This window comes from Advenella incenata (assembly GCF_004217095.1).
GTDB lineage: Bacteria > Pseudomonadota > Gammaproteobacteria > Burkholderiales > Burkholderiaceae_B > Advenella > Advenella incenata.
The window spans coordinates 1029284-1043613 of the sequence record NZ_SHKO01000001.1; the positions used below are offsets into that span (position 1 = coordinate 1029284).

The 14330-nt window shown below is 53.8% G+C and carries 10 protein-coding genes and 1 tRNA gene; 8 read left to right on the plus strand and 3 right to left on the minus strand.

Annotated elements, in window-relative coordinates:
- The first annotated feature begins 122 nt into the window (after positions 1 to 122).
- On the plus strand, positions 123 to 1118 hold the full coding sequence (locus EV681_RS04665) for a Bug family tripartite tricarboxylate transporter substrate binding protein (RefSeq protein WP_130303394.1): 996 nt from the start codon (positions 123 to 125) through the stop codon (positions 1116 to 1118).
- Positions 1119 to 1834: 716 nt separating this feature from the next.
- On the opposite strand, the gene EV681_RS04670 is transcribed toward EV681_RS04665, so the two are convergent.
- A complete protein-coding gene (locus tag EV681_RS04670; protein ID WP_128395606.1) occupies positions 1835 to 2065 on the minus strand; it encodes a hypothetical protein in 231 nt (76 codons plus the stop codon).
- 243 nt (positions 2066 to 2308) lie between these two features.
- On the opposite strand from EV681_RS04670, the gene EV681_RS04675 reads away from it, so the two are divergent.
- The 5 genes from EV681_RS04675 to EV681_RS04695 all read left to right on the plus strand — a co-directional run bounded on the left by EV681_RS04675 (position 2309) and on the right by EV681_RS04695 (position 10353).
- The gene (locus EV681_RS04675) at positions 2309 to 3301 is read left to right on the plus strand and encodes a response regulator (protein ID WP_242612137.1); all 993 of its coding nucleotides are present in this window, start codon (positions 2309 to 2311) and stop codon (positions 3299 to 3301) included.
- Between the two features lie 126 nt (positions 3302 to 3427).
- Positions 3428 to 4501, plus strand: coding sequence for a uroporphyrinogen decarboxylase (gene hemE, locus EV681_RS04680; RefSeq protein ID WP_128395607.1), 1074 nt, complete (start codon positions 3428 to 3430; stop codon positions 4499 to 4501).
- 346 nt (positions 4502 to 4847) lie between these two features.
- Positions 4848 to 6899, plus strand: coding sequence for a primosomal protein N' (locus EV681_RS04685; protein WP_130303395.1), 2052 nt, complete (start codon positions 4848 to 4850; stop codon positions 6897 to 6899).
- A gap of 4 nt (positions 6900 to 6903) precedes the next feature.
- Complete coding sequence (locus EV681_RS04690) at positions 6904 to 8967, plus strand: UvrD-helicase domain-containing protein (protein WP_242612138.1); 2064 nt, start codon at positions 6904 to 6906, stop codon at positions 8965 to 8967.
- Between the two features lie 162 nt (positions 8968 to 9129).
- The gene (locus EV681_RS04695; RefSeq protein WP_130303396.1) at positions 9130 to 10353 is read left to right on the plus strand and encodes a CaiB/BaiF CoA transferase family protein; all 1224 of its coding nucleotides are present in this window, start codon (positions 9130 to 9132) and stop codon (positions 10351 to 10353) included.
- Positions 10354 to 10571: 218 nt separating this feature from the next.
- Here EV681_RS04695 and EV681_RS04700 read toward each other — a convergent pair whose 3' ends face one another.
- Positions 10572 to 11645, minus strand: coding sequence for a c-type cytochrome (locus EV681_RS04700; protein WP_130303397.1), 1074 nt, complete (start codon positions 11643 to 11645; stop codon positions 10572 to 10574).
- A 265-nt stretch (positions 11646 to 11910) separates the two neighbouring features.
- Between EV681_RS04700 and EV681_RS04705 the strand changes: the two genes are divergently transcribed.
- Positions 11911 to 11985 (plus strand) — tRNA-Arg (locus EV681_RS04705).
- Between the two features lie 547 nt (positions 11986 to 12532).
- On the opposite strand, the gene EV681_RS04710 is transcribed toward EV681_RS04705, so the two are convergent.
- Positions 12533 to 13528 (minus strand): NADPH:quinone reductase, encoded by a 996-nt coding sequence (locus EV681_RS04710; protein WP_130303398.1) that lies wholly within the window; start codon positions 13526 to 13528, stop codon positions 12533 to 12535.
- 134 nt (positions 13529 to 13662) lie between these two features.
- Between EV681_RS04710 and EV681_RS04715 the strand changes: the two genes are divergently transcribed.
- Positions 13663 to 14034, plus strand: a complete 372-nt coding sequence (locus EV681_RS04715; RefSeq protein ID WP_128395612.1) for a winged helix-turn-helix transcriptional regulator — start codon at positions 13663 to 13665, stop codon at positions 14032 to 14034.
- Positions 14035 to 14330 lie beyond the last annotated feature (296 nt).

Below are 14330 nucleotides of genomic sequence, written 5' to 3' on the forward strand. Positions count from 1 at the left end.
GAGTGTTCTATAATTTCAGTTGTGAAAGGAATGCTGTCCATGATTCCAAATCAGCGTGTCGCTTGTGTCGCACGCACAATCACAGACAACATTATCATTGTAAAGTATAGGCGATATTGAATATGAATTTGACTCCGAAAGGTTTTTTCCCGCGCGCTTTTTCGATCGCGGCTGGCTTGGGATTGCTGGCTGCTGTAAATACCGCGTTTGCGCAGGAAGAAGCATATCCTTCAAAACCGGTGACGGTACTGGTCGGCTTCGCCGCCGGCGGTACAACAGACGTGCTGGCCCGCATCGTAGCCAAGGGCCTGGGCGACGAACTTGGCGAGAGCTTCGTGGTCGAGAACAAACTGGGCGCCGGCAGCAATATCGCAACGGACCAATTGTTGCGCAGGAAAGCAGACGGCTACAGCCTCATGATGATGGCTGTGACCACCACAATCAACCAGACGCTGTACAAAAACGCCCGGTTCAATATTGACAAGGATATCGAACCCATCGTTCTGGTTGCCAAAGTACCCAATATTCTGGTTGCCAGCAAAAATACCCCCTATAACTCCCTGAAAGAGTTCGTTGACTATGCCAAGGCCAATCCTGGCAAGGTCAATTATGGTTCTTCTGGCGCAGGCACCTCTATCCACCTGGCAGGCGAACTGTTCAAACAGCAGGCCGGTATCGACATGCTGCACATTCCATTTAGCGGCAGTGGCCCATCCATGACGGCTCTGGTCGGTGGTCAGACCGACGTGGTTTTCGAGAATATGCCGGCCGCCGTACCACAAATCAAGGCAGGCAAAATCAAGGCCTTTGCCGTGACGACAGACAAGCGTTCGGATGCATTTCCCGACGTGCCTACGCTCAAGGAGTCCGGTTATCCTCAGTTTAACGTGTCTTCATGGTTCGGCCTGGTTGCTCCCAAAGGTACACCCAAGCCTATCATCGATAAAATCAATGCAACTGTAGAGAAAATTCTGGCCAAGCCCGAAGTGATCGAGCAGCTTGACAGTTTGGGCGCGATCGCAGAAAAGAATACGCCCCAAGAGTTTGCGAAATTCGTCTCTGATGAAACCAAGACCTGGGGTGAAGTGATCCGCAAGGGCAATATTTCAATTGAATAACTGAGCAACAGGTGCTGCGCGAAGGCCGAAGCATTTCGCGGCAGCACATAACAGAAACGGCAGCAGGGGCATAGGCACCTGTTGCCGTTTTTCATTATGTTGCCGCATCATTGCCTCATAGTGCTCATTGGGAATCTAGTCAATGTCAGATCGCTCTTCTGGAATGGATGCTTATTGCCAGGCGTGACAAAGCGAATTGCCAGTAACGCAACCGCAATATACGCAGACGGATCGGATTGAGCACGGTTTTGTGTTGAGCCTGACTGCCAAACGCTTTCGGAAGAAAAGTGTACGCGCCACTCATTTTTATTTTTGTGACTGAGTGCTCAGCGTTGCCGTCAACAATATGACATTTGGCACAGAATAGCCATGCGATGTCCGTGTTTTGTGCGAACAATGACGTTAAAAGACGGGGAGTGCGGTAGCGATTGCGATGGGGTATCGCTTGCCTGTTGCAGGCAGTATGCCACGGGAAATATATTTAGAAGGGTAAATCAATGGATTAGGGTCGCGTTTGTGCCCTTATCTGTACTGCCAGGTCACCGAATCGGCGTGTCATCTACCTGCATCACAGCAACTGTCTGGCCGCTGTGGGTTCAATTGCAGGCAGATGAGCCGTCAGTCAATCACCCGTTTGGCGTACGATCAAGTCCGCCACATTCATTACTACACTTCGATTTCGTGTACCCGCGTGTCGCAGCAGGCACGGTCAGCTATTACCAGCTGAATCCGCCTTCGGAATCGGTGTCATCAATCGCTTTTTCTGTTTCCTTGATCATGTCATACATCATGATGCAGGCTGCGGCCACAGAGGCAGCGACGGCTTTGGCCAGAGCGGTCAGGCTCAGTGCACGTTCTTCGTTGATTGCTTTATGGATCAATTCGCGTTCCATGGAGTCGCTGAAAGCAAGTTCAGGGGTATCGCTCATTGCGAGGGCGTTTTTCATAGACAGGTTCATGGTGTTGGGCTCTTTAAAGTGACTGTAAAAACTAGGTATAAACCATTATAGGGTTAACCCTAGCAATAAGCAAGGGTAGTGTGCCTTTATGTCATGCAGTGCAACAATTCCGTTGTTTTTTCAGCAAAAACAGTAACTTAACAGTAATTGCCCTAGTGTGACAAATGCGAATTGCCGCTCACAAAGAGCCCATTTATCCTGTACGTTTTGTTACATGGAAAAGGCCTAAAGGTGAAAGAACGACTGGACTGCGCCCTTATCAGTATTCCCGGCTGCGAAGCGCTCGCAGAAACGCTGCTCAAATACGATCGCTTGCACAACGGTCGTCTTCATTTCAGTCTGGTGGAAACGTCCCCCGGGGCGGGGGATGGCACGTTGCCATCGGTTTCGTTGTTGCAGGACATGACGTACTCCCTGCGTCATTTTGATGCTATCTGCCTGCCTGTATCGTCGGCCTCGCTGGTCTGGACGCGTTTATTGTTGCAGCAAACCCGTATAGAGCAGCATCGTCCCATTTTTGTACTGGGGTTGTCGCTGCGCCCCATTGGCCTGATTGATCTGCTCGAACTCGGTGTTGTCGATTTTGCCTTATGGCCATGCGAGCCAGAGGAAATCCGCGTCAGGCTGCTGCGTGCCCTGCACGAACTACGTAATCTTCAGTCCCGCTTTCCGTCACTGCTGGGCGACAGCGTCAATACGCAGCAGTATGCGGTTCATGACGCGGCGATTCCGCGCCCGGCCGAATATGCGTCAGTCCCGACCTCAGCACCCGCTTACGCCCCAGCCGGCACGCGGCCCCTGACCGCTGAAAGACCTGGTTTACCGTTGGTGCCGGCGTTCGAGCGATCTGCCGGTCTTGCGACGGCTGCCACAACGGTAGGGGTCAGCCCGGGCGCTGGCCGTTTCCTGTCACCCGTTTCGCTTCTTCGGGGAATCGGCAGTACCCTGCCTCAGGGGAACAAACCGGCCGGTGTCCATCCGGCTCACCTGAGCGTCCCGCGGGTCTGCTGTCAGGAAATAGCACAATTTCCCGAAGGCTTCCAGCAATTGAAGTCAGTGGTGGTTGCCCAGTTTGAGCGTACTTATCTTACGCACGCACTAGCGCGTAGCAAGGGCAACATCGCGCTGGCGGCCCGCAATTCCCATAAACATCGCCGGGCGTTCTGGGCGCTCATGCGCAAACACCAGATTAGTGCGCAACCGTTTCGAGACAATGATTTTTGAATAGCAGTCGTGCCTGAGCGCGAACCGCTTGACGGCCGGGCGACGGTCAGCGGCCATTCTTACACCAGGTACGATACAATCTGTCCGGTAAGAAAATCATAGATTTATAGATATTAAAGGTACCCGATGGCTTTCCCGGTTTTGCAGAACGATGTTTTCCTGCGCGCACTGCAGCGCCAGCATGTTCCCTATACGCCTGTATGGTTGATGCGTCAGGCTGGACGATACCTGACTGAATATAACGAGACTCGCGCCAAGGCGGGGTCTTTTCTGGGGCTGGCCAAAAATCCGGATTTCGCCACAGAAGTCACTTTGCAGCCTCTGGATCGGTTTCCCCTGGATGCGGCCATTCTGTTTTCCGATATTCTCATGTTGCCCGATGCCATGGGTCTTGGGCTGGGTTTTGTGGCTGGTGAAGGTCCGCAATTTGCCCGTCCCTTGCGCACGCAGCAAGATGTCGAGCAGCTTGCCATTCCTGATATGAATCAGTTGCGCTATGTGTTCGACGCTGTCAGCCAGATCCGCCAGTCGCTCAATGGTCGCGTACCCCTGATCGGCTTTGCCGGCAGCCCGTGGACCGTTACCTGTTATATGGTAGAAGGGCGAGGTTCCTCAGATTATCGCCAAATCAAAACTATGATGTATGCGCAGCCTGCGATGCTGCATCGTATTCTGGAAGTCACCGCCCAGGCGACTGCACAGTATCTGAATGAGCAAATCCGCGCGGGAGCGCAGGCCGTCATGATTTTTGACAGTTGGGGCGGTGTCCTGGCCGATGGCCTATATCAGCAATTTTCGCTTGCATACATCACCAAGGTAATCAGCCAGCTGGAACGCAATCATGATGGCGTTACGGTGCCGGTCATTTCGTTTACCAAGGGCGGCGGCTTGTGGCTGGAAGACATCGTTAGCAGTGGTTGCGATGCGGTCGGGCTTGACTGGACGGTCAACCTGAAGCAGGCGCGCAAGCGGGTAGGCGATCGTGTTGCATTGCAAGGAAATATCGATCCCATGGCGCTGTTTGGAACAGAAGACGGCATTCGCCAGGAAGTGCGGCGCGTCATTGACGACTTCGGTCCGGTAACAAATGGGGGGCATGTATTCAATCTTGGTCACGGAATTTCACAATTTACACCGCCCCAAAATGTGTCATTCCTGGTCGATGAAGTGCACAGCTATAGCGCAAGCAAACACGCTTAAGGCCAAGTTGTGCACAGATGTCAAGTAGCTGTTGTTTTTGGACAAACTGTTGTAACACAATGAGCTTGCGTTTTAAGTTATTGAATTTTAAGAAATTAGTTTATGAAGTTTCGGGTATGAAAAAAATTTGATCCTTCAATTCATTTCAATAGTTTTTTTGTAATATAGTTTTCCCCAAAGTTATCCACAGGCAAAGTCAATTATTTAATAAGTGGTTTCGGGCAGATGCTTTAACGCGGATACCTGCGAAACTACTTTAAGTGTTGACATGGATATGTAACTTAAAGGTAATACTCAAACAGATGGTTTTGCTGCCGTCTGTCCTCACATTTTTCAGGAATTAAGCGTGCAAGTCAGCTGGGTTCGTATCGTGTTGGATATTCCCCGACAGGAGGCATTCGACTATCGATGCGAGCATCCGGTGCAAATAGGACAGCGCGTCATTGTGCCTTTCGGCTCACGACAGCTTATCGGCGTGGTCATCGAATTGCTGCCGGAGCCAGCGCTGGATCCTGATCAGATTCGCGATGTGGAGCAGGTCCTGGACGATCTTCCTGCTTTTTCAGCTTCCTGGCTGGCCCTGGCCCATTTTGCATCGCGTTACTATCAGCGCTCGTTGGGTGAGGTCATTCTCCCGGTGTTGCCTAACGGCTTAAGAAAGCCGGCGGCTTATTTGGGCAAGCGGTCCGCTGGCGGCCCGGTGGCACGGGCCGATCGCAAAAAACGCAGTGCAGTCGCCCCGGCAGTTGCCTCCCCGATCGTATTGAATGCCCAGCAGCAGCAGGCCGTGCAGCAAATATGCCAGTCAGACGGATATGCGGCCTATCTACTGCATGGCGTGACCGGAAGTGGCAAGACAGAAGTGTATCTGCACGCGGCGCTCACTTTCTTGCAGCGGGGCCAGCAGATATTGATGCTGGTGCCGGAAATTAATCTGACCCCACAGCTGGAGACAGCTGTGCGGGCCCGCTTTGCAGATATTGTGGCCCCCGAGGAAATTGCCGTATTTCACAGCGGGCTGGCCGATGGCGAGCGTCTGAAGGCCTGGGCAGACGCCCAGCGCGGCAAACTCAAGGTGCTGCTGGGCACGCGCATGGCCATTTTTGCGCCGCTGGACAATCCTGGTCTGATCATTGTCGATGAGGAACACGATGCTTCATACAAGCAGCAAGAGGGATTGCGCTATTCGGCGCGCGATCTGGCGGTCTGGCGCGCACATCATGCCGGTATTCCGCTGATACTGGGATCGGCTACGCCTTCACTGGAAACCTGGCATCATGCGCTCAGTGGCCGCTATACCCGATTGAGCCTGGAGCAGCGCGCCCGAACCCGCTTTCTCCCTGATATTCGTCTTGTGGATACCCGGAAGGCCAAGCTTAACCAGGGGTTCGAACCGAGCGTGCTGGAAGCGATCCGCACTCGACTCGAACGCGGCGAACAGTCCATGGTGTTTCTGAATCGTCGGGGCTACGCCCCTGTCATGCATTGCGCCGCTTGTGGCTGGGTCAGCCAGTGCCCGCGGTGTTCGGTGCATACGGTACTACATCGCCCCCCTGGCAGCGGCTATCAGTTGCAATGTCACCACTGTGGTTTCCACAGTCGTGTCCCGTCCATCTGCCCCGATTGCGGTAACCAGGATTTGCAGCCGCTGGGGCGTGGCACCCAGCGAGTTGAAGAGTTTCTGCAGGAAACGTTTCCCGTAGCGCGAATCCAGCGCATCGACGCCGACAGCACTCGCCTGAAGGGCAGTGCCCTGCGGTTATTTGATGAAGTGCATACCGGCAATATCGATATTCTGGTAGGCACGCAAATGGTGGCAAAGGGGCATGACTTCAAGCGCCTTGGTCTGGTTGCGGTGCTCAATGCAGATTCCATGCTGTTTTCCGCCGATTTCCGCGCCCCTGAGCGTCTGTTTGCCCAATTGCTGCAGGTAGCCGGTCGGGCAGGGCGTCATACGGAAGGGGGGCAGGTGCTGATTCAAACCGGCTATCCCGATCATACTGTCTATCAGACACTGCTTAACAACGACTTCCCGGCCTTTGCCGACGACTTGCTGGCTGAGCGCCAGGACACGGGCCTGCCGCCCTTTACCTTTCAGGCCCTGATCACCGCCGAAGCCAAAAGTGTGCAATTGGCGCTGGCCTTTCTAAAGGACATCCGGGAGTGCGCTGCTTTGGTCCTCTCTGGTGACGGTGAGCCCGAGGCTGTGTGCCTCTACGATCCTGTCCCCTTGCGGATCCTGCGCGTCGCCCACGTTGAGCGGGCACAATTGCTGGTCGAATCGGTATCAAGGCCGGCACTGCAGCGTTTTCTGCAGCAGTGGCTGCCACAGGTCCAAACGATCGGACAAAAGCAGCGCATGCGTTATTTCATCGAAGTAGACCCACTGGAAATATAAATTAATGAGCAATGCACTGCAATCGATGAATCCCGCGCAGCGAGAGGCGGTGCTGTACCTGAATGGTCCATGCCTGGTGCTGGCTGGCGCCGGCAGCGGCAAGACCCGTGTTATCACCCAGAAAATTGCCTATCTGATCAATGAATGCGGCTACGATGCCCGCGGTATCATAGCTCTGACGTTTACCAACAAGGCGGCGCGCGAAATGGCTGAACGTATTCAGCAAAGCGTGGAAAAGAAACGGCTTAAAGGCCTGACGATCAGCACATTTCATGCGCTGGGCGTGCGTTTTTTACGGGAAGAGGCGGTGCTGGCGGGGTTGAAACCCGGGTTTTCCATCCTGGACTCTACTGACGCGCTGGGCGTAATTCAGGAGTTGCTGGCAACTACCGACAAGGGCCGGTTGCGCAGCGTGCAGCAGCAGATATCGCTATGGAAAAACGCGCTGATTACGCCAGATGAATCAGAAAAAATCGCCAAGACCCCTGACGAAATGGACGCTGCTCGCGTGTACCGCAGCTACGATGCAACCTTGCGCGCGTATCAATCGGTGGATTTCGACGATCTGATTGTCATGCCGGCCACGCTGATGAGCACCAACGATGAGGTGCGCGAGCGCTGGCAGCGGCGCTGTCGCTATATGCTCCTGGACGAATACCAGGACACCAACGTCTGCCAATACCAATGGGTGCGATCCCTGACCGGGCTGCGCGACATGTTTACGGCGGTAGGTGACGATGATCAGGCTATTTATGCCTGGCGCGGCGCCACTATCGAAAACCTGGCCAAGCTGCCCCAGGATTATCCGGCGCTGCGCATTATCAAGCTGGAGCAGAATTATCGTTCGGTCGCGACCGTGCTGGATGCGGCCAACCAGGTCATCAGTCGCAATCCCAATCTGTTTGGTAAAAAACTCTGGTCTACGCTGGGGCAGGGTGAGCCCATTCAGGTGGTGGTCATGGACAATGAAGAGGCCGAGGCCGAATCGGTGGGCATGCGTATCTCGGCGTCTCGTTTCGAACGCAACGCCCGCTGGAAGGACTATGCCGTGCTCTATCGTGGCAACCATCAGGGCCGCCTGTTCGAGCAGACATTCCGCGAGCTGCGGATTCCCTACGTGATTGCCGGCGGGCAAAGCTTTTTCGACAAGGCCGAGGTCCGCGATATTATTGCGTACCTGCGTATTGTCGCCAACGAAGAGGACGATCCTGCATTCATTCGCGCGGTTACCACGCCCAAGCGTGGTGTGGGGCAAGCCAGCCTGACAGCGCTTGGGGACACGGCCACGCAGCTCAATTGTTCGCTGTTCGATGCCGTTCATGATGAACTGGCCGCCACTCGTATCGCACCGCGTCAGCTTGAGCCCCTGAAGGTTTTTGTTGATTTCATCCGAAAGATCCAATGGCGTTCCGGACGCGGCAGGACAGATGGCGGTGCGGCCACACCGGCCGAAGGCGCAACCGAGCTGCTGGACGAATTGATGAAATACATCGATTACGAGCGCTATTTATATGACACGCAGGAAGAGCGTGCGGCACAATCCCGCTGGCAAAACGTACTTGAATTGACCAATTGGCTCAAGCGCAAGGCACAGGAAGACGGCTTGACGCTTGCGCAGTTGGTTCAGCATATTGCCCTGATCACCATGCTGGAACGTAGCGAAGACGATGAAGATCCCGATGCCGTGCGGCTGACGACCATCCATGCCTCTAAAGGCCTGGAATATCCCTATGTGCATATGGTTGGCGTGGAGGAAGGGTTGCTACCCCATTTTGGCAAAGACGACGAATATGGCGATGCGAACAAGGACGCTGAGGCGCTGGAAGTGCGCATCCAGGAAGAGCGTCGTCTTATGTATGTGGGCATTACCCGAGCGCAATTTCATCTGACATTGACCTGGTGCAAGAAGCGTCGCAAGGCCCGCGAAGACCTGATTCGTGAACCCTCGCGGTTTATCGGTGAAATGGGTCTTGAGAGCGGCGTCAAAACCGTGGTGGATCCGTTCAGCGGCATGACTCCCAAGGAACGGCTGGTCCGGCTCAAAGAGATGCTGCAGAAAAAAGGGTAGAATGTAAGCCCCAGGCAGCCGGGCCGCTGGTTCGTCTGCCCGTTCATCATATAACTTGCGCCGTGCAGGGCTGGTGGACGATTCTGGAAATTTATCACGTTTGACATATGTTGGCCGGCGGCGTCAGCATAATCTGAAATTTGAATACGGAGAAGCAGGAAAATGACACAGCGTATGGCGCCATTGGCGAACATCAGGGTACTTGATTTGACACGCGTTTTGGCGGGTCCATGGTGTACCCAGAACCTGGCCGACCTGGGCGCTGATGTCATCAAGGTGGAGCGCCCGGGCAGCGGCGATGACACGCGTGGTTGGGGGCCTCCATACCTGAAAGATGAACACGGGGCGGACACCAGCGAGGCGGCCTACTACCTTTCCGCGAACCGCAATAAACGCTCATTGGCGCTCGATTTCACTACGGATGCGGGGCGAGAGGTCGTTCTGGCGCTGGCGGCCAAAGCCGATATTGTCGTGGAAAACTACAAAGTGGGTGGTTTAAAAAAATACGGGCTCGACTACGCCAGCCTCAAGCAGATCAATCCGCGACTTATTTACTGTTCCATTACCGGATTCGGACAAACGGGGCCGTACGCCACCCGCCCGGGCTATGACTATATTATTCAGGGCATGGGTGGTCTCATGAGCATTACTGGAGAACATGACGATTTGCCAGGTGGCGGTCCACAGAAGGCCGGCGTGGCGGTGTCGGACCTGATGACAGGCATGTATGCAAGCGTTGCCATTCTGGCGGCGTTAAATGAGCGCCACAGCAGCGGTCTGGGACAATATATTGACATGGCGCTGCTCGATTGCCAGGTGGCAATGCTGGCCAACCAGAATCTCAATTACATGACCTCTGGTCAGGTGCCCAAACGTGCCGGTAATGCACATCAGAATCTGGTGCCTTATCAGGTATTTGAAGTTGAAGACGGCCACCTTATTCTGGCGGTAGGCAACGACACGCAGTTTGCCTCGTTCTGTCGCCTGATCAATATGCCGGAACTGGTCGAAGATGAGCGCTACCGGAAAAATGCCGGCCGGGTAGTCAATCGCGATTCGCTCATTCCATTGCTGGCGTCGGTGATGAAAACCCGCAGGCGCGATACCTGGCTGGCTGATCTGGAGGCCAGCAATATCCCGGCGGGACCGATCAATACGATTGACCAGGTTTACGCAGATCCGCAAGTGATCGCGCGCCAGATGAAACTGGAACTGCCGCACCCTGCGGCGGGAACCACGCCCATGACGGCCAGTCCCATGCGTTTTTCTGATACGCCCATTCAGTATCGCAGTGCACCGCCCATGCTGGGGCAGCATTCCGAGGATATCCTCCGAGAGGAATTAGGGTGGAGCGACGAACAGATCGCGACATTACTGGGCAAGTAAGCGGCACGGCGCGGGCACGCTGTATGCCTGCTGTCTGGCCTTGCGTGATTTTGCTGACGGGAAAAAGATGGGCGGCCCCGGATGCGTTGCATCCTGCCAATAGCAAGTGGCATACCGCCAACCAGCAATAAGCATCACGGGTAATAATAGTCTTTACCCAAAACAAAAAGCCCACTTATGTAAGTGGGCTTTTTAACGTCAATCGAAAATGTCGCGGATTACTTTACTGATTTGACCATGTAATCAACTGCAGCCTTGACGACCTCATCTGATGCTGACGATCCGCCTTTGGGCGGCATGGCATTTAAACCGTGCAGAGCAGCGTCATAAAGTTTGTCCATGCCAGTTGCAATACGGGCATCCCAGGCAGCTTTGTCGCCCAGTTTTGGTGCGCCGGCAACGCCAGCGTCATGACAGGCGAAACAAATCTGTTTGTACAGCGCTTCGCCTTCGGCAAGTTTGTCATTTGCCGGAGCCGCCGCTGCGGCACCGGCTGCAGCACCCGCAGCTGCTGCAGGAGCAGCACCTTCAGCAGGAGCAGCACCTTCAGCAGGAGCAGCGCCTTCAGCAGGAGCAGCGTCTTTGGCAGGAGCAGCGCCTTCGGCGGGAGCAGCGCCTTCAGCAGAAGCAGCACCTTCGGCAGGAGCAGCACCTTCGGCAGGAGCAGCACCTTCGGCAGGAGCAGCACCTTCGGCAGGAGCAGCACCTTCGGCAGGAGCGGCACCTTCGGCAGGAGCAGCAGCGCCTTCGCCTTCAGGCGCGGCGGGTTCCTTGAACGAGCCACCGGAGTGGTTGGCCAGGTACACAACGGCACGTTCCACTTCAAGATCGCTCAGGCTTGGATCGCCGCCTTTCGGTGGCATACCGTTCAGGCCATGAATGGCGATTTTGACCACTTCAGCCTGACCGGCTTGCAGGCGTGGTGCCCAGACAGCCTTGTCGCCGAATTTAGGTGCACCGGCAACGCCGGTGTCATGACAGCCCATACAGAGGCTTTTGTACACTTCTTCGCCAGTTTTGAGTTTTTTCGGGCCGGCGTCGGCAGCGGCAACAATCACCGGAGCGGTGTTGTATTGGGCAACGGGCGCGATGCGGGCGGCAATGGATTCTTCAGTCAGAGAATCGCTACCTGCGCCGGAACTACTTGAAGAGCTGACTACATTGACCAGCAGGATAATAATCAGTACAGGGAGTATGAACGCGAGTACGACGACGACAATCAGCTGTTTGGGCGTTTTAATCGGGCTTACATGTTCATCGTGTTCTTCGTGGTGTTCTGTTTGATCGCTCATAGATACATCCTACAGGTCATTGCAATGTTAAATAATGGAAAAAAAGAAGCCAAATGACTCGCATACTGCCGGACCATGCCCTTTCCCCCGAAAGTGAAATAATAAGTAATGTTGGATTATAACGATTGTCACCCTGTTTTGTACGTCAATACGCCCCGCAACAGGTGAAAGTGTCTTATTTTAAACAGAAATTAACTGTGCAAGTATACCGTCTGGGCCTTACAGGAATCTGCACAATAGGGTAAAATAACGGACTTGGTTGAATGTCTCCGTAGTTCAATGGATAGAATAAGAGTTTCCGAAGCTCTTGATACAGGTTCGATTCCTGTCGGAGGCACCATTGCATATTTAGTGGTTATTAGCGGTTATTCGTTAAGCCACTTCTGCACTTTGCAGCTCCAGGTGGTGGGTTAAAGAGGGGATTGCTTCAAGATAAGCGTCCATTTTGGCTCTTCTCCGGGTATTGGCATCACCGTCAATCCAGCCTGAATACACCTCAAAAAAACATCTTGGCCAATATCTGGCGTTAATCTTGGCGCTAGCTTGGCCCATTTGCCTCCAGACGTAAGTGGAATTCATGCAGGTACAGCGTAGCGTACGTGTGCCAGGTCTGCTTAGCGCCTCACTCTCTAATATTTACTCATCTCAACGCCTTGTGCTGCGGTCGGCTCGAATCCGCGAACCGTTGTCCGGTCCTTGGATTGATAAAAACATAGCCATTTTGCGACCACGTCAGAGCAAGCTTACACTCAAGGGCTTTCATTGCGGGCGTTTGCAAATCCACATATCTGATCCTGTTGGTCGTCGTTCCCTTGTCGCGAGCTAGCACACGGGCCGCATCAACGCGGATTTGTTCGCGGATGTGTCCACAGCAGGATCATTGCTGATTACCTACTAGAACCGGTGTGAACCAGCACTTTGCCCATAGCCTTGCCTGACTCCAGCAATGCGTGCGCTTCGGCGATCTGGTCAAGGCGTAGGTTGATGGCGATCTGGGGTAAATACTGACCGGTGTGCAGGCATGCGGTGATGTCTGCGATAGCCAAACGTTTGGCCTCTACTGGTACGTTATAAATATATACAAAACGAAATACACAGCCATGTACCATTGCTTGCAGCAGCGGTATCGACAGCTCTTCCGTGGCGCTCGATGTAGCATATGAGCTGATCACACCACCTTGTGCGAGGCACGCCATATTGATGTCAAGGTTAGCTTTTAGATTAACGTCAACAATTCGGTTGATCCCCAGCCGGTCCGTAGCCTTACTCAATGTCTCAACAATATTTTTTTCTGACCTGTCGATGACCAGATCCGCGCCGTTAGCTTTCGCAACGATGGCCTGTTTGGAATCCATGACGGTAGTCGCGACCCACGCCCCTGCCCATTTTGCAAGCAGTATTGCCGCCGTTCCGACGACCCCAGCTCCGCCATGCACCAGGACGCGTTGACCTTTTAACGCACCATCGGCAAATAGACAACGGTGTGCTGTCAATGCGGGAATGCCCAAAGCGGCACCCACTTCATACGAAACGTTGTCGGGTAGAGGAATCGCCTGCTCCGACGGTACGACGACGAGCTCGGCCGCTGTCCCGCTAGCACGACCATACTGTGCCTCGTAGACCCACACCCGCTCGCCAAGCCGAGACGCCGGAACTTTATCACCGACGGCCTCGATCACACCAGAGCCATCTTGATGTGGAATGATCTGTGGAAACGCCATCGCTGCCGAAAACGCGGTGCGGGCTTTGATATCGCTTGGATTGATTCCGGAGACGTGAATCCGCACGCGCACCTCATTCGGTGCTGGCTCAGGTATAGCAACTTCCCCAAGGATCAATACTTCTTCAGCAGGTCCCTGCCGATTGTAATAGGCTGCTCTCATGTTTTCGTTCCAGTAAAAAGATCAGTAGTTGAAGGCGTGGGCCTTCAGGTCAAGTCACATAATATGAGGCAACGATATTTTTAACAAGTAAGCACAAATTTGATATGTAGGTACATTTTGTATACTATTGAGCCATGAAAACTGAAACCAAAACCCAGTATCGATGCGCCGTGGAGGCCACCGTGAAAGTCGCGGGTGGAAAATGGAAGGCGCTGATTATTTATTACCTGCTGAGTGGTACCAAGCGGTTTGGCGAACTCGGCAAGCTGATCGGTGGCGTAACCCAACGTTCATTGACATTGCAGCTTCGCGAACTGGAAGCCGATGGCATTATCTCCAGGGAAATTTTTGCGGAAGTGCCCCCGCGTGTGGAATATTCGCTCACGCCCTTCGGACTAACACTTGCTCCTGTACTTGAAGCAATGAAACTTTGGGGTGATAACTACATTGACCATCTAGAGATTGAGAAACAGTGTGCCGATCAAAGCGCTGGTAATGCTCGTTAATCTGAACTCCCTGCACCTTCTGTCAGTGACAGACAAGATGTGCCACATTAAATAAAGCAATTTTTATCAATGGCCCGCAATAGGGCCGGGTAACAGTAGCTCAAATTCAAGTGTTTCGTCATCCAACGAATCTAATTCACCAGCGCGGACCCATCCTTGGTGGCGATAGAAACCATAAGACCGAACCAACTACACGGTACACAGATCGGCGTCTTTTTGACTTTTGGCTTCACTATTTCGTTTCTTGAGGCGTCAAGGTCGTATTGGAATACCATCACTTTGCTCTGCTCGTCGGC